General features: G+C 63.2%; 22 protein-coding genes. 13 read left to right on the top strand and 9 right to left on the bottom strand.

The window, feature by feature from the left end; translation table 11 throughout:
- Positions 1 to 239 precede the first annotated feature (239 nt).
- Positions 240 to 998: a biosynthetic peptidoglycan transglycosylase gene (locus tag AC3WTO_RS14340; RefSeq protein ID WP_492461552.1), complete on the bottom strand. Its 759-nt coding sequence runs from the start codon at positions 996 to 998 to the stop codon at positions 240 to 242.
- An 82-nt stretch (positions 999 to 1080) separates the two neighbouring features.
- Here AC3WTO_RS14340 and AC3WTO_RS14335 point away from each other — a divergent pair, with 82 nt between their 5' ends.
- Both AC3WTO_RS14335 and AC3WTO_RS14330 read left to right on the top strand, forming a co-directional pair.
- Positions 1081 to 1998, top strand: coding sequence for a polyprenyl synthetase family protein (locus tag AC3WTO_RS14335; protein ID WP_492461551.1), 918 nt, complete (start codon positions 1081 to 1083; stop codon positions 1996 to 1998).
- A 149-nt stretch (positions 1999 to 2147) separates the two neighbouring features.
- Complete coding sequence (locus tag AC3WTO_RS14330; protein WP_492461379.1) at positions 2148 to 4478, top strand: response regulator; 2331 nt, start codon at positions 2148 to 2150, stop codon at positions 4476 to 4478.
- Between the two features lie 24 nt (positions 4479 to 4502).
- Here the strand turns inward: AC3WTO_RS14330 and AC3WTO_RS14325 are convergent, their stop codons facing one another.
- From AC3WTO_RS14325 to AC3WTO_RS14305, 5 genes are all read right to left on the bottom strand, one after another.
- Positions 4503 to 4634 carry a hypothetical protein gene (locus tag AC3WTO_RS14325; RefSeq protein WP_492461378.1) on the bottom strand — a complete coding sequence of 44 codons (132 nt, stop codon included), beginning with the start codon at positions 4632 to 4634 and terminating at the stop codon, positions 4503 to 4505.
- A 7-nt stretch (positions 4635 to 4641) separates the two neighbouring features.
- A complete protein-coding gene (locus AC3WTO_RS14320) occupies positions 4642 to 5187 on the bottom strand; it encodes a chloramphenicol phosphotransferase CPT family protein (RefSeq protein WP_492461377.1) in 546 nt (181 codons plus the stop codon).
- Between the two features lie 34 nt (positions 5188 to 5221).
- Positions 5222 to 6085, bottom strand: coding sequence for a transglycosylase SLT domain-containing protein (locus AC3WTO_RS14315; protein WP_492461376.1), 864 nt, complete (start codon positions 6083 to 6085; stop codon positions 5222 to 5224).
- Between the two features lie 5 nt (positions 6086 to 6090).
- A complete protein-coding gene (ispG, locus tag AC3WTO_RS14310; protein ID WP_492461375.1) occupies positions 6091 to 7344 on the bottom strand; it encodes a flavodoxin-dependent (E)-4-hydroxy-3-methylbut-2-enyl-diphosphate synthase in 1254 nt (417 codons plus the stop codon).
- A gap of 252 nt (positions 7345 to 7596) precedes the next feature.
- A complete protein-coding gene (locus AC3WTO_RS14305) occupies positions 7597 to 7776 on the bottom strand; it encodes a YdcH family protein (RefSeq protein WP_129412865.1) in 180 nt (59 codons plus the stop codon).
- A 231-nt stretch (positions 7777 to 8007) separates the two neighbouring features.
- On the opposite strand from AC3WTO_RS14305, the gene AC3WTO_RS14300 reads away from it, so the two are divergent.
- From AC3WTO_RS14300 to AC3WTO_RS14270, 7 genes are all read left to right on the top strand, one after another.
- Positions 8008 to 8211, top strand: coding sequence for a YdcH family protein (locus AC3WTO_RS14300; RefSeq protein WP_239362677.1), 204 nt, complete (start codon positions 8008 to 8010; stop codon positions 8209 to 8211).
- Positions 8212 to 8279: 68 nt separating this feature from the next.
- On the top strand, positions 8280 to 8558 hold the full coding sequence (locus tag AC3WTO_RS14295; protein ID WP_492461374.1) for a hypothetical protein: 279 nt from the start codon (positions 8280 to 8282) through the stop codon (positions 8556 to 8558).
- Positions 8559 to 8666: 108 nt separating this feature from the next.
- Positions 8667 to 9143: a carbon-nitrogen hydrolase family protein gene (locus AC3WTO_RS14290; protein ID WP_492461373.1), complete on the top strand. Its 477-nt coding sequence runs from the start codon at positions 8667 to 8669 to the stop codon at positions 9141 to 9143.
- Between the two features lie 138 nt (positions 9144 to 9281).
- Positions 9282 to 9746, top strand: coding sequence for a 5-(carboxyamino)imidazole ribonucleotide mutase (purE, locus tag AC3WTO_RS14285; protein WP_492461550.1), 465 nt, complete (start codon positions 9282 to 9284; stop codon positions 9744 to 9746).
- Complete coding sequence (locus AC3WTO_RS14280) at positions 9743 to 10822, top strand: 5-(carboxyamino)imidazole ribonucleotide synthase (RefSeq protein WP_492461372.1); 1080 nt, start codon at positions 9743 to 9745, stop codon at positions 10820 to 10822. Before purE ends, AC3WTO_RS14280 begins: the two co-directional genes overlap by 4 nt.
- Before the next feature lie 181 nt (positions 10823 to 11003).
- Complete coding sequence (gene ykgO / locus AC3WTO_RS14275; RefSeq protein WP_006203764.1) at positions 11004 to 11129, top strand: type B 50S ribosomal protein L36; 126 nt, start codon at positions 11004 to 11006, stop codon at positions 11127 to 11129.
- Positions 11130 to 11221: 92 nt separating this feature from the next.
- The gene (locus AC3WTO_RS14270) at positions 11222 to 11806 is read left to right on the top strand and encodes a tetratricopeptide repeat protein (RefSeq protein WP_492461371.1); all 585 of its coding nucleotides are present in this window, start codon (positions 11222 to 11224) and stop codon (positions 11804 to 11806) included.
- Between the two features lie 129 nt (positions 11807 to 11935).
- Here the strand turns inward: AC3WTO_RS14270 and pyk are convergent, their stop codons facing one another.
- Positions 11936 to 13366 (bottom strand): pyruvate kinase, encoded by a 1431-nt coding sequence (gene pyk / locus AC3WTO_RS14265; protein ID WP_492461370.1) that lies wholly within the window; start codon positions 13364 to 13366, stop codon positions 11936 to 11938.
- On the bottom strand, positions 13363 to 13860 hold the full coding sequence (locus tag AC3WTO_RS14260; protein ID WP_492461369.1) for a DUF1036 domain-containing protein: 498 nt from the start codon (positions 13858 to 13860) through the stop codon (positions 13363 to 13365). Before AC3WTO_RS14260 ends, pyk begins: the two co-directional genes overlap by 4 nt.
- A gap of 246 nt (positions 13861 to 14106) precedes the next feature.
- On the opposite strand from AC3WTO_RS14260, the gene AC3WTO_RS14255 reads away from it, so the two are divergent.
- The 3 genes from AC3WTO_RS14255 to AC3WTO_RS14245 all read left to right on the top strand — a co-directional run bounded on the left by AC3WTO_RS14255 (position 14107) and on the right by AC3WTO_RS14245 (position 16537).
- A complete protein-coding gene (locus AC3WTO_RS14255; protein ID WP_492461368.1) occupies positions 14107 to 14904 on the top strand; it encodes an N-formylglutamate amidohydrolase in 798 nt (265 codons plus the stop codon).
- Positions 14905 to 14920: 16 nt separating this feature from the next.
- Positions 14921 to 15229 carry a DUF1244 domain-containing protein gene (locus tag AC3WTO_RS14250; protein WP_492461367.1) on the top strand — a complete coding sequence of 103 codons (309 nt, stop codon included), beginning with the start codon at positions 14921 to 14923 and terminating at the stop codon, positions 15227 to 15229.
- Positions 15230 to 15358: 129 nt separating this feature from the next.
- Positions 15359 to 16537, top strand: coding sequence for an MFS transporter (locus AC3WTO_RS14245; RefSeq protein WP_492461366.1), 1179 nt, complete (start codon positions 15359 to 15361; stop codon positions 16535 to 16537).
- Here AC3WTO_RS14245 and AC3WTO_RS14240 read toward each other — a convergent pair.
- On the bottom strand, positions 16522 to 17409 hold the full coding sequence (locus AC3WTO_RS14240) for a LysR family transcriptional regulator (RefSeq protein ID WP_492461365.1): 888 nt from the start codon (positions 17407 to 17409) through the stop codon (positions 16522 to 16524). The genes AC3WTO_RS14245 and AC3WTO_RS14240 overlap by 16 nt on opposite strands.
- A gap of 96 nt (positions 17410 to 17505) precedes the next feature.
- Between AC3WTO_RS14240 and AC3WTO_RS14235 the strand changes: the two genes are divergently transcribed.
- On the top strand, positions 17506 to 18471 hold the full coding sequence (locus AC3WTO_RS14235; protein WP_492461364.1) for an NAD-dependent epimerase/dehydratase family protein: 966 nt from the start codon (positions 17506 to 17508) through the stop codon (positions 18469 to 18471).
- Positions 18472 to 18499: the final 28 nt, after the last annotated feature.

Here is an 18499-nt window from a genome sequence, read left to right as displayed (position 1 = left end):
GCTCCATTCGATCGGTCAATGGCCCGCAACGCCCTCGTGAAAGGGCCGCGTACAGCCGAGTTCTAGAAGAAAGTGGCGTGCCTATACACGGCTGATCGCCTTTTGGCCAGTGTCGCCGCGACTTTTTTTGAACCGGCTCAGGTGATTTCGAAGAACCATCTCATCCATCTGCCGGTGGCCAACCGTCCGTTCAGCGAGAACCTGGTCCGAAACCGATACGATCGTTATCCGCAATCGCCTCAATCAAGACAACCGACATATGCGCCGGAACGCGAGGCGCGACGCTCGATCAACGAGGCCAGCCGCCTCAAACCCGGCCCCGGCTTGCCGGGATCGCGGGTGATCGGATTGGGCAAGGCAACCGCCAGCAATGCAGCCTGCCGGCGCGACAGATTCTTGGCCGACACCCCGAAATGATACCGCGCCGCCGCCTCGATGCCGTAGATGCCGGGGCCCCATTCGGCGATGTTGAGATAGATTTCCATGATGCGCCGCTTCGACATCAGCGCGTCGAAATAAACAGCGAGCGGCAGCTCGATCACCTTGCGCACGGTGCCCAGCGGGCGTGACCACAGGAACAGGTTCTTGACCGTCTGCATGGTGATGGTGGAAGCGCCACGCGTGATCTCTCCCGCCATGGCATCGTCGACGACACCCTTGAGTTCGCCGAGATCGACACCCCGATGGAAGCAGAATTGCCCGTCCTCCGACATGATGACGGAATTGGCGAGCACCGGCGCCACATCGTCGATCGACACCCAGCGCCGATCGTACCCTGAGAAGGTGACGAGATCCTTCAGCATCAGCGTCGACACCGGATGGACGAAGGACGGCATGTAAAGGAACGTCAGAATGACCGGGATGATGGCGAGCACCACGGCAATGCGCAGCGCTCGCCGAAGCCAGCGCCGGTAATCACCGCGTCTGCCCCTCGGTCGCGACGCCATGTCCAACCCTTCGGTCTCGTGATCGATGATCGGCTCTGCCACCCGCCCAATCCTGTCACAGCTCTCCTCCGCATAAAGGCGCTTGGCTTCTTGCGCAACGTCTGACTGTCGGCTACCGCTCGCCGCCATGGCAATGGACACCGATATTCCTTTCGAAGCAGCCCTGCTTGTGCGTGCCGAACAGGTAGAGGCGCGCTTGCGCGCGCTGCTCGACAGCCGGCCGCAATCCGGAGAGATCGTTCGCCCGCAGCGGCTGGTCGCCGCGATGCGCCATGGTGTCCTGAACGGCGGCAAACGCCTGCGGCCTTTTCTCGTCCTGGAAAGTGCTGCCCTGCTCGCCCCCGATCATGACGAGGCGCCGGCGCTGGCCGTGGCCGCGGCACTCGAATGCGTGCACTGCTATTCCCTGATCCACGACGACCTGCCGGCCATGGATGATGACGACCTGCGCCGTGGTCAGCCGACCGTGCACAAGGCTTTCGATGAGGCCACGGCGATCCTGGCCGGCGATGCCTTGCTGACGCTGGCTTTCGATACGTTGGCGGACGAAGCGCTCGGCCTGCCTGCCGATCGCTGCGCCGCCCTGGTTCTGGCACTGGCCCGTGCCGCCGGCACCGGCGGCATGGTGGGTGGCCAGATGCTCGATATCGAGGCTGAGAAATCCGCTCCGGACGAAGCCGGCATCATTCGTCTTCAGGCCATGAAAACCGGCGCGCTGATCCGTTTCGCCTGCGAGGCCGGCGCAATCCTGACCGGAGCTTCCGCGACCGACCGCGAACGGCTGGCAGAGTTCGGCTCGGCCATCGGTCTTGCCTTCCAGCTGGCCGACGATCTGCTCGACCTGACGGCCGATGCCGGCACCATGGGCAAGGCGACCGGCAAGGATGCCGCCGCCGGCAAGGGCACGCTGGTTGCCCTGCATGGCCAGGCCTGGGCACGCAACCAGCTGAACGGACTGGTCGAGCAGGCCCACGCCCTGCTGGAGCCCTATGGCGAGCGGGCTTCTATGCTGAAAGCGGCCGCTGCATTCGTGGCGAACCGCAGCAACTGACCGCTCTTGGAGCATTTTGTCGCCAAGTGGAATCACTTGGCGTTTCCGCGTTTCCGTGAAAAACGGAAACGCTCCAGCCCCGGAACGAAATCTTAATGGTAATAGAGCGTAATCCCGGCCGTTAAAATGCGTATGGGTTGGGGTTACGCATGCCTGAATATTCGTCCTTCATCCGGTCGATCCGGATTCGTTATCTTTCCGGACTGTTGATACTGGCGGTCGCCGTCACCGGCACCATCCTCACGCTGAATCACGCCGGCTCCTATCGCGCCGAGATCGACGCGCTGAGTGGTCACATCGTGACCTTCGCCCGCGATCTCAACAACGCCACCGGCTTTGCCGAGACAGCCGTCAGCACCTGGAGCCCGGCGACGCGTCTCGAGCTCGCCAGATCCGCCAAGGATCACGCGCAACGACTCAAGACTGGCATGGAAGCCCTCAATGCCGAGCTTGCCTCCATCACGCCGAAGCTGTCCAAGCCGACGCATGACGAACTGAACGCCGCTTCGGTGAACGGCTATCTGCTGTGGTCGGCGCGCGACATCCTGCGCAACTTCGACCTGATGATCGCCGCGACACGCGCCAGTGACTGGAACTATCGCGAGATCCGCAACCAGAACGACCTGTTCGCGCAACCCATGCTGGCGCGCGCCAGGACCGCGATGGACGTCGAGCGCCGCATGGCGGAAACACGCAGCGAGCGGTTGCTTTTGTGGGTCAGCCTGTCGCTCTGCGCCGCACTGCTCGCGGTTGCCGTATGGATCTTCCGGCCGATGGAAAAGGCCATTCGCCGCGCCTTTTCCGAGACGGCGGAATCGCTGTTCAAGGCAGAAGCCGCCGACCGCGCCAAGTCGGAATTCCTGGCCAATATGAGCCACGAGATCCGCACGCCGATGAACGGCGTGCTCGGTATGGCCGAACTGCTCGCCAAGACCGAGCTCAACCCGCGCCAGAAAACCTTCACCGACGTCATCGTGAAGTCGGGCAATGCCCTGCTCACCATCATCAACGACATTCTCGACTTCTCCAAGATCAATGCCGGCCAGCTGACGCTTGACCCGGCGCCCTTCCGCCTCGCCGAAGCGGTCGAAGATGTCGCCACGCTGGTTTCGGCCCGTGTCGCCGAAAAGAACCTGGAGCTGATTGTACGCGTCGACCCGCGTCTGCCGCACCATGTCGTCGGCGACGTCGGCCGCTTCCGCCAGATCATCACCAACCTGCTCGGCAATGCGGTGAAGTTCACCGAGAAGGGCCATGTCCTGGTCGACGTGTCCGGCGAGGTCGTCGACGATCGCGTCCAGATGAAGGTCCGCGTCGAGGACACCGGCATCGGCATCCCTGCAGACAAGCTGCAGAACGTGTTCGAGAAATTCGCTCAGGTGGATTCATCCTCGACCCGGCGCCACGAAGGCACCGGGCTGGGCTTGGCCATCGCCGCCCGGCTGGTCGACCTGATGGGCGGCCAGATCGGTGTCGAAAGCGAGATCGGCCGCGGCTCGGTGTTCTGGTTCGCCATTCCGCTTCCCGCGCATCAGGCGACAGGCAACGAAGACATCGTGCCGGTCGACGTCACCGGAGCGCGCGTGCTGGTCATCGACGACAATCCGGTCAATCGCGAGATTCTGCTGGAGCAGTTGCGCAGCTGGAGTTTCGACTGCGCGGCGGCGGAGAGCGGCGCGGTCGGCCTCGCCTTCCTCGATCGCGCCCATCAGCTCGGCGCATCGGTGGATTGCGTCATCCTCGACTACCAGATGCCCGGCATGAACGGCGCCGACGTTGCCAAGGCGATCGCCGCGGACAGCCGGCTGTCCTCGATCCCTGTCATCCTGCTCACTTCGGTCGACCAGATCGATTTCGCCAAGCTGATTCTCGACTTCGGCATCGCGGCGCACCTGACCAAGCCCTCGCGCTCGGCCGTGCTGCTCGGAAACGTCATCTCCGTCATCCAGAAGGCGCGCAACCAGGCAGGCAAGGCGCATTTCGTCCGCGAGCCGGTGCATGCCACGGCACCGGCGCAACCACCCTTCACGGTCATCCGCGGCACGCCCGCGCCGGCGCCCAAGCCGGAAGCGATCGCCAATCCCGGCCGTCCGCTCGATATCCTGATCGCCGAGGACAATGAGGTGAACCAGATGGTGTTCGTGCAGATCCTGAACGGCCTTGGCCTCAGCTACCGCATCGCCGCCAACGGCCGCACCGCGGTGGAGATGTACAAGACATTGAACCCCAAGCTGATCCTGATGGATGTCTCAATGCCGGAACTGAACGGCTATGAAGCGACGCGGGCCATTCGTACCATCGAGGCAGCCAACGGCACACGCACGCCGATCATCGGCGTGACCGCGCATGCCTTGAAAGGCGACCGCGACAAATGCATCGAAGCCGGCATGGACGACTACCTGGCCAAGCCGGTGTCGCCGGATCGGCTCGGTGCCAAGATCGGCACCTGGCTCAGCGAAACGGTGGCCAAGACCGCCTAGCGAAGCCGGCCGAACGGGGTGATCTCACGCGAGGTCGAGCACCGAGCGCGCCTCTCCAGCCAATGCAAGGCAACGCTTGGGTTCGACATCGCGGGTGTTGACCAGATCATAGAAGTCGACCAGGGCCGAATCGCTGTAGAGAAGATCGACGGTCATGCGGAACTCACAGGCTGAAAGCCGCCTGGATCTGCGCAGCACATTCCGTTGGCGACCCTGTGCTGGTGTCTATTCTCAGATCGTAGGCTACGCCTCGATGCACACGTCCGAACTGCCAGCGCGCCAGTCCGATCCTGCGATCGCCTCTTTCCGCCTCTCGCCGCTCAAGGACGTCCAGGGGCGCGAAAACACAGACACAACGCAGATCGAAACGGGACAGCAGTTGCCGATGCACACCATCCGCGAACACGACATCGTCGACGATCAGGTCGTTGCCTGCAGCGGCCATCGCCGCAACGGCGTGCCGCATGCCGTGAAGGACGCGCTCGCCAACGGGCCCGACTGCAATGCCCACGGCGGGTTCGCCGCCGTCGTCGCCAACATCGTAGGAAATTCCATCGGGATGTTCCTGCAGCGTTTCCGGCATCATCTCCAGAAACGTGTCCATCTGGACATGCAGGAACGGCGTGCGCGTCAACGTCTGCAGAGACTTCGCAATGGAACTCTTGCCTGCGCTGCCCACGCCGTTGAGAAGCACGATCCTGGCGGTCATCCCAGCCCCGCATGGTTAGGCAGCCCGCAGGCCACTACCTGTTCCTGATTACCACGCACGAGCCGCCGACGCTGTGCAGTTTATCGCAGATCGCATTGGCCGCCTTGCGATCGTCAGCACCGATGCGCACGGCATAGACACCACGCCGCCCCATCGGCGTGCGCACGCGGCTGACGACGGGTTCGAGGGCGCCGAGCACAGCTGGAAAGCGGGCCTGCACCCTTTGCCATTGCCGCACGGCAGCGGAACGCCGGAAATTACCCGCCACCTGCACGCCCCACGGCTTCACATGCACCGCCGCCATCGGCACGGTCGTCGCTTTGCTGACGGGCAGCCTTCGGCAGGCAATGGAAAAATTCTGCTGCCTGGCATCGAGCGGCAGCACCACGCCGGCATAGGTCTTGTCGGAAAACTTGTCGGCCGGCTCGCCCATGACGTCGAGCACATATTCTTCCGTTTCCAGAGGCAGGAAGCCACCCGAGCCCAGCCAGCGCGCCACCCGGTTCTCGCCGGCATTGTATGCCGCCGCGGCCAGTCCGAGATTGCCGAAGCCGGATTTGAGCTCCGACAGGTATTTGGCGGACGCGGGTATGGCCTGCTCGATGTCGAAGGAATTGGCGAGGCCGCGCATCTTGGCGGTGCCCGGCATGAACTGGGCAATTCCTTCGGCACCAACCGGGCTCACGGCGTTCGGGTCGAAACGGCTTTCCTTCCAGATCAGCCGCGCGAAGAAATCCTTCGGCAGCCCCTGCTCGTCCGCATGGACTTCGATGAGGTCACAGACACGTCCGATCAGCCGTTTCTGCGCCGAATGCGTGTGCGGGGGATCAGCCCTTGCCGGAGACAACGCCAGCAACAGCGACAGAAGGACAAAGGCGAGACCGGCAGCATGCCGCATCGCTGTTATTCTGCCGCCGCCTGGCCGTGCCTACCAAAGCGCTGCTCGATGTAGTCGGCGACCATCTTCTCGAAATCGGCAGCGATGTTGGGCCCGCGCAGGGTCGCGGCCTTGCGTCCGTCGATGAACACCGGCGCACTCGGCGTCTCTCCGGTACCCGGCAACGAAATTCCGATATCGGCGTGCTTGGATTCACCCGGCCCGTTGACGATGCAGCCCATCACCGCGACCTTCAGTTCCTCGACGCCGGGATATCTCTCGCGCCAGACCGGCATGTTCTTGCGAAGGTCTTCCTGGATCGACTGTGCGAGTTCCTGGAAAACGGTCGACGTCGTTCGACCGCAGCCGGGACAGGCCGCCACGATCGGCACGAACTGACGGAAGCCCATGGTCTGCAGCAGTTCCTGCGACACCTGCACCTCGCGCGTGCGATCGCCGCCGGGTTCCGGGGTCAGCGAAATACGGATCGTATCGCCGATGCCCTGCTGCAGCAGGATGCCCATGGCCGCCGACGAGGCGACGATGCCTTTCGACCCCATGCCGGCCTCGGTGAGCCCGAGATGCAGCGCGTGATCGGAGCGGGTCGCAAGCATGGTGTAGACGGCGATCAGATCCTGCACGCCACTGACCTTGGCCGACAGGATGATCTTTTCGCGGCCCAGTCCGATCTCTTCGGCGAGCTCCGCCGACAGGATAGCCGACTGCACGATCGCCTCGCGCATGACCTGGTTGGCAGTCAGCGGCGAACCGTTTTCCTGGTTCTCGTCCATCAGGCGGGTCAGCAATTCCTGGTCGAGCGACCCCCAGTTGACGCCGATGCGCACCGGCTTGTCGTAGCGGATCGCCGTCTCGACGATCTCGGCGAACTGCTTGTCCTTCTTGTCCTTGAAACCGACATTGCCGGGATTGATGCGGTATTTCGCCAGCGCCTCGGCGCAGGCAGGATGATCGGCCAGGAGCTTGTGGCCAATGTAGTGGAAGTCGCCGACCAGCGGCACGTTGACGCCCAGCCGCTCCAGCCGTTCGCGGATCTTCGGCACCGCCGCGGCACTTTCGTCGCGGTCGACGGTGATGCGCACGATTTCCGAGCCGGCGCGATGAAGCGCCGCGACCTGAGCCACGGTCTGGTCGATATCAGCAGTGTCGGTGTTGGTCATCGACTGCACGACGACAGGCGCACTCCCGCCGACGATCACGCCGCCGACGTCGACGCCGACCGACTGCCGGCGCGGAAATGGAGAGGAAAAATACCCGGTCATGCCGGTCGCCTCATGAGAAATGCGTCCGGGCATGAGGTGGAGGAGCAACACAGCCTTGTCAATGGCAAGCTGGATCTCGGCCTGTCAAATCGACGCGCAGAGACAGATTCCGGCACTCACGACGCGGCAGCGAGCGAGAAAGATCCGGGTGAAACCCCGTATCTCCCCAAGCAATGCCAGGTGAGAATACTTAAAAGGTCCCTGGCCGGCGGCTCAACGCCGCCGGGAGCATTTGCGCGATTGGGGACTGATTTAGTGAGTCGAGGGTCTGCCCCTCAGTTTTTCCATTTCGTCCTTAATGGCCAGCTTGCGTCGCTTGAGGCACACGATTTCAAGATCGTCCACCGACGGATGCAACAGCGCGTCATCGATCTCGCGTTCGATATCGCTGTGTTTCCGCTGAAGCTCTTCAAGATGGGACGCTAGAGACATGAATGGTTCTCCCTTTCATATTCCTGCCAGCGACCGACGCACGACGTCCACCGCGGGCGCCCGCGTGACGGCCAGATGACAGTGTGCCACCATTGCTTCGCCTTGTCGAATGGCATGTGGTAGCATTCCACCGCGTCGGTAAATGTGATAATGCGTGCGCGCCGCTGGCGAATGCTGGCGGACCCCGCCCATCAGGCGCGCATGGGCGCCGGAGCCAGCAGAACGGTGGATATGTCGGAACAGGAACAGGCCGAGATTCGTCTCGAGTTTGCACGCTTGAAGCAGGAACATGCCGATTTCGACGCGGCCATCAATGCGATGATCGCCACGGGTTGCGATCCCTTGCAGATACAGCGCATGAAGAAAAAGAAGCTGGCGCTGAAGGACCGGCTGAGCGCTCTCGAAGACCGCATCATTCCCGATATCATCGCCTGAGCGACCGTGGTCATTTGACCACAATCCGGGAACCTCGCTGATTCCGATGCTGACATTGTGAGGGCAGGATGCGCATTGGTTTCGTCGAATGGCCGGAAGGCCTGGAACTCGGAAGTTCTGAATGGCGCCGGATCGCCAGCCAGGTCACCGATGCGCGGCCGGACCTCCTGATCACCAACGAACTGCCGTTCGGGGGCTGGATTGCAGACCAGCCGGAATTCGACGCAGGGGTCGCCCAGGACAGCATCGCGGCTCACTCCGGAGGATGCGATGCGCTCGTGGCGCTCGGCATTCCGGCCATCCTTTCCTCGATACCCGTGCCCGCGGAAGGCCGGCTGGCCAACTAGAGCGCCGCGCGTCCTTTTGGACGCGCAAAGGTCGCTCTAGCACTTTGATTGGCGCATGATCCTTTCCGAAAATCGATTCCGATTTTCGGGGTCATGCGCTAGGCGGTCGTGATCGTAAACAGCGCGGCGCGCCCGATCCACCGCAAACGGTACTTCCCGCAGGAACCCGGCTGGTATGAGGAGAGCTGGTACGTTCCAGGAAAGAACGGCTTCATCGCGGCAATGGCTGCCGGCCTCGGCGTCGGGGTGATGCTGTGCACGGATGCGATGTTCACTGAACATGCGCGCGGCTACGGGCACCAGGGCGCGACGCTTATCGCAATCCCGCGCGCAACAGGCACTGCCACTGGCAACTGGCTGACCGCCGGCAAGATGGCCGCGATCGTTTCAGGCTGCTATGTGGTGAGCTCCAACCGAAGCGGCAGGCGCGATGGTCTCGTATTTGGCGGCGCCGGCTTCGCCTTCGCGCCGGATGGCGAGCTTCTGGCCACGACCGATGCCGCCAATCCGTTGTGTATCGTCGAGATCGACCCCGAGCGCAGCATCCAGCAACGCAAAGAGTACCCGTGTTACGTTCGCGGATGAGGTGCCGTTCACAACACACGCACTTAACGCGCGACATACCGCCGCAATCCTTGCTCCACAAGGCAAATTCCGCTACCTCGCCACTTTGCCTCCGGGGAGAGCAACTTGGCCGAGCACAAAGCTGATGTCGCCATCATCATGGGTAGCCAGTCCGACTGGGCAACCATGCGCCACGCCGCGGAATTGCTGGAAGTGCTGGAGATCCCGCACAAGGCGCTGATCGTCTCGGCGCACCGCACCCCCGACCGGCTCTACCAATTCGCCCACGGCGCCAAGGCGGCGGGTTACAAGGTGATCATCGCCGGCGCCGGCGGCGCAGCGCATCTGCCTGGAATGACGGCGGCGATGACCTCGCTGCCGGTGTTCGGCGTTCCGGTGGAATCGAAAGCACTGTCGGGGCAGGATTCGCTGCTTTCCATCGTGCAGATGCCAGCGGGCATCCCGGTCGGCACACTGGCCATCGGCAAGGCCGGCGCGGCGAACGCCGCTCTGCTTGCCGCCGCCGTGCTCGCCCTCAGCGACAAGGCTTTGGCCGAACGGCTTGATGGCTGGCGGGCCGGCCAGACCGCCAGGGTCGCCGTGGAGCCGGTGGACCAGCCGTGACCGCACCGCTTCCCGCAGGTTCCGTCATCGGCATCATCGGCGGCGGCCAGCTTGGCCGCATGCTGGCAATGGCTGCCGCGAAACTCGGCTATCGGACCATCGTCCTCGAGCCACAAGCGGATTGCCCGGCAGCCCAGGTCGCCAACACGCAGATCGTAGCCGCCTATGACGATCCTGCGGCGCTGGCCGAACTTGCCGCCGCCTGCGCCGTTGTGACCTACGAGTTCGAGAATGTCCCGGTCGCCGCCGCTGAAGCGCTCTCGGCAACACGTCCTGTGCGGCCCTCGGCGCGCGCGCTGCAGGTGGCCCAGGATCGCGTGACCGAAAAACAGTTCCTGAACGATGTGGGCGTCGCCACCGCCTCCTTCCGCGCCATCGACAATGATGGCGATCTTGCCGCCGCGCTCAATGCTTTCGATGGCAACGGCGTGCTGAAGACCCGGCGCCTCGGCTACGACGGCAAGGGCCAGCGCGTGCTGCGCGGCGTCAAGGACGTCGACGGGACCTATCGGGCTATGGGCGACGTTCCCTTGATCCTGGAAGCACTCATTCCCTTCGACTATGAAATCTCCATCATCGCTGCGCGCGGCGCCGATGGCGCCCTCGCCGTCTACGATCCGGCTCGCAATGTGCATCGCGACGGCATTCTGCACACCTCGACAGTGCCCTCGGGCATCTCGATGGCGACGGCGGATGCCGCCAAACAGGCCGCGATGGCGATCATCACCGCGCTCGACTATGTCGGCGTGGTCGGCATCGAGTTCTTCGTGCTTCCCGACGGCAGCCTGCTTGCCAATGAGATGGCCCCGCGCGTGCACAATTCCGGGCATTGGACCGAGGCCGCCTGTACCGTTTCGCAGTTCGAACAGCATATCCGCGCCGTCGCCGGCCTGCCGCTGGGCGACGCCGGCAGGCACTCGGATTGCGTCATGCAGAATCTGATCGGAGACGACATCGATCAGGTACCGGCACTGCTGGCAGAACCTGACCTGATGCTGCATCTCTATGGCAAGGCCGAAGCCAGGCCCGGACGCAAGATGGGGCACTTCACCCGCATCCGCCCATTTGCCGGCTGAAAGCGCTATCAAGGCCGCCTGCGAGGTTGACATGCACCGGGCACCCCGGTATGAGCCGATCGCAACAGGGCGCGTCTTCGGGCGCGCCTTTAAAATTCAGCCCGAAACCGGGCAGAGCATGATCCCGGGGACGTCTCGGACAAGGTCATGCGAAGAGATACAAAGACCGACGGGCAAGACCATGAAGATCAAGAATTCGCTCAAGGCGCTCAAGGCGCGTCACCGTGACAACCAGCTGGTTCGCCGCAAGGGCCGCATCTACATCATCAACAAGACCGCCCCGCGCTACAAGGCACGTCAGGGCTGATCCTGCTGTGGCGCTTGTCGATAAGCGCCATGTGATGATGCTGAACTCAGATTCAGTTTGAACGTCCGGCATCCCGGAGATAGAATCCGGGCATGCGGACGTTTTTTGCCGTTTGTACGGCGCTCTCCCTCTCCTTCTCGCTGGTGTCGGCCATCGCGGCCGACAATTCCATCAAGCCTGCGGTGGCGCAGACGCGCGAACAGCGCGTCGACCAGCTTTTCTCGGACCTCAAGCACGCGCGCAGCCCCAGATCGGCCGAGCTTGTCGCTGGCCGTATCTGGAATGAATGGAACAGATCCGGCAGCGCATCGGTCGACCTGATGATGCAGTGGTCGCAGAAAGCGATCGAGGACAAGAAGTTCGACGTCGCGCTCGACTTCCTCGATCAGGTGGTGACGCTGCAGCCCAAATATGCCGAGGGTTGGAACCGGCGCGCCACTGTGCATTTCCTGATGAAGAACTACGCCAAGTCGATGGCCGATATCGAGCAGACGCTGGAACTGGAGCCGCGCCATTTCGGCGCCCTGTCCGGCATCGCCCAGATCATGACCGAGACCGACCGCAAGCAGGCCGCGCTGGATGCCTGGCAGAAGGTGCTCGACCTCTATCCGATGCTGCGCAACGCGCAGGACCAGGTCTCGAAGCTGTCGGAAGAGCTGGCGGGAGAAGCGATCTAGGGCAGCAGGGCAGCAGGGCAGCAGGGCAGCAGGGCAGCAGGGCAGCAGGGCAGCAGGGCAGCAGAATTATTCTGGCCACCGTGCATGGCAACGCATTCGATACTGCCTTATTCCCCTGCTCCCTGAACTTCACCGCTTGGCATCGGCACCCAGATAGGCGATCCGCAGCATGTTGGTGGAGCCCGGTGTCCTGAGCGGCACGCCCGCGGTGATGATGATGCGGTCGCCCGCCTTGCCGAAGCCCTGCTCCGAAGCAATGCGGCAGGCGCGATCGACCATGTCGTCGAGATCGGTCGCATCCTCCGAAACCACGCAATGCGTGCCCCACAGCAGCGAGAGGCGGCGCGCCGTGGCCAGGATCGGCGACAGCGCGATGATCGGCACCTGCGGCCGTTCGCGCGCCGCGCGCAGGCCCGTCGTGCCGGAAGCCGTGTAGGTGACGATCGCCGACAGCTTCAGCGTTTCGGCAATCTCGCGCGCCGCCAGCGAGATGGCGTCGGCGCCGGTCGCCTCCGGCTCGGAGCGCTGCGCGTTGATGATACCGGCATAGGTCGGATCGCGTTCGACGCGCTCGGCGATGCGATTCATGGTCGCCACTGCTTCGCACGGATAGGAACCGGCGGCCGATTCGGCCGAGAGCATGATGGCATCGGCACCTTCGAACACAGCGGTCGCCACGTCCGATACCTCGGCGCGGGTCGGCACCGGTGAGGAGATCATCGATTCCAGCATCTGCGTCGCCACCACCACCGGCTTGCCGGCACGGCGCGCCGCACGGGTGATCTGCTTCTGTATACCGGGCACCGCTTCCAGCGGCAGTTCGACGCCGAGGTCGCCGCGGGCCACCATCAGCGCGTCCGACAGTTCGATGATCTCGGCCAGTCGTGCCACGGCCTGCGGCTTCTCGATCTTGGAAAGCAGCAGGGCCCGGCCGCGTGCGATCTTGCGCGCCTCGGCAAGGTCCTCAGGGCGCTGGATGAAGGAAAGCGCAACCCAGTCGACACCAGCCGCCAGCACCGCATCGAGATCGGCGCGGTCCTTTTCGGTCAGGGCGCCGACCGGCAGTTCGGTATCGGGCAGCGAAACGCCCTTCTTGTCGGAGATCCTGGTGCCGACCACCACGGTTGCCACGATGGCGTGGCCATCGACCTTCACGGCCTTCAGCTCGACCTTGCCGTCATCGATCAGCAGCCGATCGCCGACGGCGACAGAGCGCAGGATTTCAGGATGCGGCAGGTGAACACGGTTGGAATCGCCGAGTTCCGGATTGTCGTCGAGCGTGAATGTCTGCCCGACGGTCAGATCTTCCTTGCCATTGGCGAATTTGCCGACGCGCAGCTTCGGTCCCTGCAGATCGGCCAGGATGCCGATCGGACGGCCGACGGCGGCCTCGACGGAACGGATGCGACCGACAAGCGTGCGCATGAGGTCATGATCGGAATGGCTCATATTGATGCGGAACACATCCGCACCCGCCTCGAAGAGCTTCTTCAGCATCGCTTCATCGGAGGAAGCAGGACCGATGGTGGCTAGGATCTTGACCTTGCGGCTACGTCTCATTGATTGTTCTGACCATTGCTTGGCGGAGCGGCCGGGGCGCCATCCGCAGTGGGCTGCTCGGTCAGCTGGACCATCCAGCTCGCCTGCTCGCCTGTGTCGTATTCCTGGAATCCGGCGCGCTGAAAGCCCCGGGCGACGCAATCGGTTACGCCGGCAATCTTGAATTCCTTTTCGGCCACGCACATCGAGATCGGACCGTCCCAGCGACCGCCGCGCTCGGCATCTTCTGCATAGAGATAATAAAACCTCGATGACAGCGGACCCTCGATCAGCGTCTTGCAGGTCGAACCTTCGATGTGCCACCAGCCTTCGGTGATCCAGCCTGTCTTGGCGCGATAGCCGATGCCGACGCCGACCAGGTTCTGGGTGGCGTTACAGACACGGAAATCGGCCCTGGCCGGAGAAGCCATCACCAGGGGCGCCGCGAACAGGGCAAGCAGCGGCAGCAAGAGGGCGAAGCCCTTTCGCTTACGCTGCCGGCTGGCGGATGCCATTCGAGACCCCTCGCTGAGTGAAACTTGCATGATCAGGCGCCCTTTTCGAAGATGTCCGGGCGCATGTCAACGCGCCCCTCACTGTGAATCCAATCGATTTAATTGGCAAGCCGGCGCATGCTATGCCGGAGGATGAAAGTTTTTCGCAAAAACCTTGACCAAACAACGGCATTGCGCGGACTTCCGCTTCATGGGATCACGTTACCATCCCGCTCCGACACGCCACCGCTTGATTTTCCCCGTGCCATGACCCGATCCACAGTTTTTGCGCCGTTTGATCTGATCGAGGGCGATCGCAGCCGCGGCATCGTGCTGGTGGCCGACCATGCCCGGCGCGAACTGCCGGAGGAATATGGCGCGCTTGGGCTGCCCGCTGCAGAATTCGAGCGCCACATCGCTTACGACATCGGCGTCGAGGCCGTGACGCGCGAGCTTGCCTCCCTGCTTGGCGTACCGGCGGTACTCGCCAATTTCTCGCGCCTGCTGATCGATCCCAACCGCGGCGAAGATGACCCGACGCTGATCCGCCAGCTCTATGACGGCACCGTCGTGCCGGGCAATTATCCGATGTCGGCCGAGGAGCGCGAAAAGCGGCTCGAGCGTTTCTACCGCCCCTACCATGATGCGGTCGCCGCCGTGGTCGCTTCGGTGGCCAGGCAATCCGGGCGCGCGCCGTTCATCTTCTCGGTCCACTCCTTCACCCCTGTCATGCAAGGCCGCGCGCGACCCTGGCATGTCGGTGTGCTGTGGGATCTCGACGATCGCGCGCCGCGCGCGCTCATCGACGCGCTGGCGGCGGACGAGGATCTCGTGGTCGGCGACAACGAACCCTATGACGGTGCGTTGCGCGGCGACACCATGTTTCGCCACGCCATCGTCAACGGCTTCGCGCATGCCTTGATCGAGATCCGCCAGGATCTGATCGCCGACGCCCGGGGCGCGTTCGCCTGGGCCGAACGACTGGCCCCCATCGTTGACGCGATCAACCGCCGTCCCGATATACAGGCGGTGAAGATGTTCGGCTCGCGCACCGGGCCATTCTAAAGCCAAGGACACCGCCATGACCGATCTGAGCGACGAACAGAAGCGCGATTTCGAGGCAGCGGCGTTCCGCCGGCTGGTCGAGCACCTGCGCGACCGCAGCGACGTGCAGAACATCGACCTGATGAACCTCGCGGGCTTCTGCCGCAACTGCCTGTCCAACTGGTACCGCGAGGCGGCTGAGGCGGAAGGTGTTCCCCTGTCAAAAGATCAGTCACGCGAGATCGTCTACGGCATGCCCTATGGCGAATGGCAGGCACGCCACCAGACCGATGCGTCGGACGCACAGAAAGCCGCCTTCGAGAGCAATCGCCCGAAGGATCATTGAAGCGCAGCGTCAGGCGCCGCCGCGACCCGCATACACATCCGAGAGTTCGTCTCCTCCTCATAATCGCTTGACGACGATCTTGAATCGATCTAACGATTGAATCGTTCCAATTTTGCTTGAGCCGTTGCCATGACCGCAGTTTCCTCCCTGCAAGACGCCGTGCGAGGACGCTGGGCTGTGGCGGCGATGTTCTTCATCAACGGCTTCCTGACCGGCAGCTGGGCGCCGCAAATCCCGGTTTTCCTGACCCGGCTCGACATCAGCAAGTTCACGCTCGGTGTCCTCATCCTGTTGTTCGGCCTCGGCGCATTGGTGTTCATGCCGCTGTCCGGCTACCTGATGTCGAAACATGGCTCGCGTGCCGCCGTCCGCGGCTTTGCAAGCGTTGCCGTGTTCGGCCTGCTGCTGGTCGCGCTGGCGCCCAGCCTGCCATTGGCGGCTGTCGCGCTGTTCCTGTTCGGTGGATTGATCGGCGGCATGGATGTGGCCATGAACGCGAATGCGGTCTCGGTCGAACGGCGTCTTTCGCGCGCGGTCATGTCTTCCTCGCACGGTTTCTGGAGCCTCGGCGGCTTCGCCGGCGGTGGCGTCGGCGGCCTCGTCATCCAGAATTATGGCCACCTGACACATGCGGTCGGCGTCACCATCATTGCCATCGTGCTGCTTGCCGTGGCTACCCGCTATCTGGTCAGTGATCCCAAGAAGCTGGCGCATGAGGAACACCACAAATTCAGTTTTCCAAAGAGCCCCGGCATCTATCTGATCGGCCTGATGGCGCTAATCACCATGGTGCCGGAAGGCGCGGTGCTGGATTGGGCCGCACTTTATCTGAATCAGGAACTCGGCGCCGATCTCGCCACCGCGGGTCTTGCCTATGCGTTGTTCTCGGGCGCCATGGCCACCATGCGCTTTGCCGGCGACGGCGTGCGCAATCGGTTCGGCGCGGTGACGACTCTCCGTGTCTGCTCGCTTATTGCCGCCTCAGGCATCTTGGTGGCAGCGCTGTCGCCCTGGCCATGGCTGGCCATCGCTGCCTTCGCTTTTGCCGGCCTGGGCATCGCCAACATGGTGCCGATCGCCTTCTCCGCCGGCGGTAACCAACCCGGCATGGCATCCGGCACGGGCATGAGCGTGGTTACCACCATGGGCTATTCCGGCATCCTGCTGGCGCCATCACTGATCGGCTTTGTTGCCGAGCATGTCGGCTTTACCGCCGTCTTCGTGGTGCTGTCCGGCTTCCTTGCGGTGGTTTTCCTGATGTCCAACCTCGCCCACGCCGCCGATTTCGTCCCTCAGCCGGCCGAATAGCGCTTCAGCGCCTCATGCAGGAAATCCACGACGCGACGGATGCGCAGCGACCCGCGAATGTCGCGGTGCATGGCAAGCCAGACCGGCAGTGACGGCAGTCCGAGATCGGGCAGCAGCGGTTCCACATCCGGGTCGCGATCGACCAGGGGACGTTGCGTGAAACCAATGCCATTGCCGGCGCGCACCGCTTGCCAGTGCACGATCTGGTTGTCGCACCGAAATCGGAAGGCGCTGCGGTCCAACTGGATGCCTGCGGCAGCAAAGCCCCGGACGATGCCGTCGTCGCGATCGAAACCGACAATGTCATGGTTGACGATGTCCGCCACGGATTCGGGCCGGCCACGCCGTTCGAGATAAGCGGTTGAGGCACAGGCGCACAACGCAATGTCTGTGACCTTGCGCGCGACCAGCTCGTTTTGCGCCGGCCGCACCATCCTGATGGCAATATCGGCGTCGCGACGCAGCAGGTTCTCGACCTGGTTGGAAGCCGCCACCTCGATTTCGATGCCAGGTTCTTCCTGGCCAAGCGCGGCGAGCATTTCCGGCAACACGAAAGCCGCCACCATCTCGCTGGCCGCGATCCGCACCGTTCCTTCGATGGCCTCGACGGACCCAAGGGCCAGCAGCGAAAAGGCCGTGGCCTCCGCGGCAACCGCCTGGCCGCGCTCATACAGAAGCGCGCCCGCCTCGGTCAGTTCATGGCCCTGCCGGCCACGCCGAAACAGCGTGACATCAAGCGCCTGCTCCAGCTCTGAGATGTGACGCCCAAGCGTGGGCTGGCTTGAAGAGAGCTTTCTGGCGGCGGCCGAAAGACTGCCGGTTTCGGCAACCGCCACGAAACTCTTGATCAGGTTCCAGTCGATGTCTTTCATTCAAAAATGAATATCAGAAAGCTGAAAACAGTCAATTTCCATTCGTCGATGAAAGGACAAAATAGGGACATCGCAACACCGACAAGGAGACCTGACATGACCAGCATCGCAATCCTCGGCGCCAACGGACGGCTCGGCCGCGCTGTCGGCAAGGCATTCATCCAGGCCGGCTACCACGTTCGCGGCATCACCCGCAGCGGCAAACTGCCGGCCGATCTCGCCGGTGCGACCGGCATCGCCGCCAACGCTCTCGACCGCGAGGCACTGGTGCGCGCCACCGCAGGCGTCGATATGGTCTTCCACGGCCTGAGCCCGGTCTATTCCGACTGGAGCAGTGTCCTGCCAATGGCCGAGAATGTGGTCGCCGCCTGCGAAGCCAACGGCGCTGTCCTGCTCTTCCCCGGCACCATCTACAATTACGGCTCGCCGCTGCCGGAAGTCATCACCGAGGACACGCCGTTCAACCCGACGACTGAAAAGGGGCGCATTCGGGTGGCGCTGGAAACCATGTTGTGCACGGAAGCGGAAGCCGGTCGCCTGCGCACCATCCTGCTGCGAGCGGGCGATTTCTTCGGCGGCACCGGCACCGGCTCATGGTTCGACCTCGGCATGGCCTCGAAGATCGAAAAAGGCATCTACACCGCCGCCGGTCCGACCGACATTGTCCATGAATGGGCTTATCTGCCCGATCTCGCCGCTGCCTTTGTCGCTCTGGCGGACCAGCAGGATCAGTTGGGTTACTATGAGGCCTTCCATTTCCCGGGCCACGCCATCACCGACCTGCAGATGAAGGCTGCCATGGAAAAGGCCGTGGGTCGCAAGCTCACGACGTCCTTGCTGCCCTGGTGGGTGTTCAAGATCGGCGCACCCTTCGTGCCGATGTGGAAGGCGATGTTGCAGATGTCATACCTGCGCTTCGAACCGCACCGGCTGGTGTCCGAACGCCTGGAAGATGTCATCGGGCCAATCCCGCACACGCTGCTCGACCGCGCTGTTGCCGAGGCACTGACCGATCTCGGCATTCCGGTCGCCAGCCTTGCGGCAGAGAAGGAAGCTGCCTGACGCCGTTCCCTCGAAGCGCAAAGAAAAG

Source organism: Mesorhizobium sp. EU05-FHT14A09 (genome assembly GCF_058790995.1).
The sequence above is the reverse complement of the archived record's forward strand: the minus strand, read 5'-3'. Positions and strand labels throughout refer to the sequence as shown.

What these genes read in the sequence shown, in the direction of transcription:
- AC3WTO_RS14270 (WP_492461371.1), top strand. Translation starts at nt 11,222, where the DNA reads ATGCGGACGTTTTTTGCCGTTTGTACGGCGCTCTCCCTCTCCTTCTCG.
- AC3WTO_RS14315 (WP_492461376.1), bottom strand. Translation starts at nt 6,085, where the DNA reads ATGCGGCATGCTGCCGGTCTCGCCTTTGTCCTTCTGTCGCTGTTGCTG.
- AC3WTO_RS14335 (WP_492461551.1), top strand. Translation starts at nt 1,081, where the DNA reads ATGGACACCGATATTCCTTTCGAAGCAGCCCTGCTTGTGCGTGCCGAA.
- ispG (WP_492461375.1), bottom strand. Translation starts at nt 7,344, where the DNA reads ATGACCGGGTATTTTTCCTCTCCATTTCCGCGCCGGCAGTCGGTCGGC.
- AC3WTO_RS14300 (WP_239362677.1), top strand. Translation starts at nt 8,008, where the DNA reads ATGTCGGAACAGGAACAGGCCGAGATTCGTCTCGAGTTTGCACGCTTG.
- AC3WTO_RS14295 (WP_492461374.1), top strand. Translation starts at nt 8,280, where the DNA reads ATGCGCATTGGTTTCGTCGAATGGCCGGAAGGCCTGGAACTCGGAAGT.
- AC3WTO_RS14320 (WP_492461377.1), bottom strand. Translation starts at nt 5,187, where the DNA reads ATGACCGCCAGGATCGTGCTTCTCAACGGCGTGGGCAGCGCAGGCAAG.
- ykgO (WP_006203764.1), top strand. Translation starts at nt 11,004, where the DNA reads ATGAAGATCAAGAATTCGCTCAAGGCGCTCAAGGCGCGTCACCGTGAC.
- AC3WTO_RS14240 (WP_492461365.1), bottom strand. Translation starts at nt 17,409, where the DNA reads ATGAAAGACATCGACTGGAACCTGATCAAGAGTTTCGTGGCGGTTGCC.
- AC3WTO_RS14250 (WP_492461367.1), top strand. Translation starts at nt 14,921, where the DNA reads ATGACCGATCTGAGCGACGAACAGAAGCGCGATTTCGAGGCAGCGGCG.
- AC3WTO_RS14305 (WP_129412865.1), bottom strand. Translation starts at nt 7,776, where the DNA reads ATGTCTCTAGCGTCCCATCTTGAAGAGCTTCAGCGGAAACACAGCGAT.
- AC3WTO_RS14235 (WP_492461364.1), top strand. Translation starts at nt 17,506, where the DNA reads ATGACCAGCATCGCAATCCTCGGCGCCAACGGACGGCTCGGCCGCGCT.
- AC3WTO_RS14325 (WP_492461378.1), bottom strand. Translation starts at nt 4,634, where the DNA reads ATGACCGTCGATCTTCTCTACAGCGATTCGGCCCTGGTCGACTTCTAT.
- AC3WTO_RS14245 (WP_492461366.1), top strand. Translation starts at nt 15,359, where the DNA reads ATGACCGCAGTTTCCTCCCTGCAAGACGCCGTGCGAGGACGCTGGGCT.
- AC3WTO_RS14260 (WP_492461369.1), bottom strand. Translation starts at nt 13,860, where the DNA reads ATGGCATCCGCCAGCCGGCAGCGTAAGCGAAAGGGCTTCGCCCTCTTG.
- AC3WTO_RS14330 (WP_492461379.1), top strand. Translation starts at nt 2,148, where the DNA reads ATGCCTGAATATTCGTCCTTCATCCGGTCGATCCGGATTCGTTATCTT.
- pyk (WP_492461370.1), bottom strand. Translation starts at nt 13,366, where the DNA reads ATGAGACGTAGCCGCAAGGTCAAGATCCTAGCCACCATCGGTCCTGCT.
- purE (WP_492461550.1), top strand. Translation starts at nt 9,282, where the DNA reads ATGGGTAGCCAGTCCGACTGGGCAACCATGCGCCACGCCGCGGAATTG.
- AC3WTO_RS14255 (WP_492461368.1), top strand. Translation starts at nt 14,107, where the DNA reads ATGACCCGATCCACAGTTTTTGCGCCGTTTGATCTGATCGAGGGCGAT.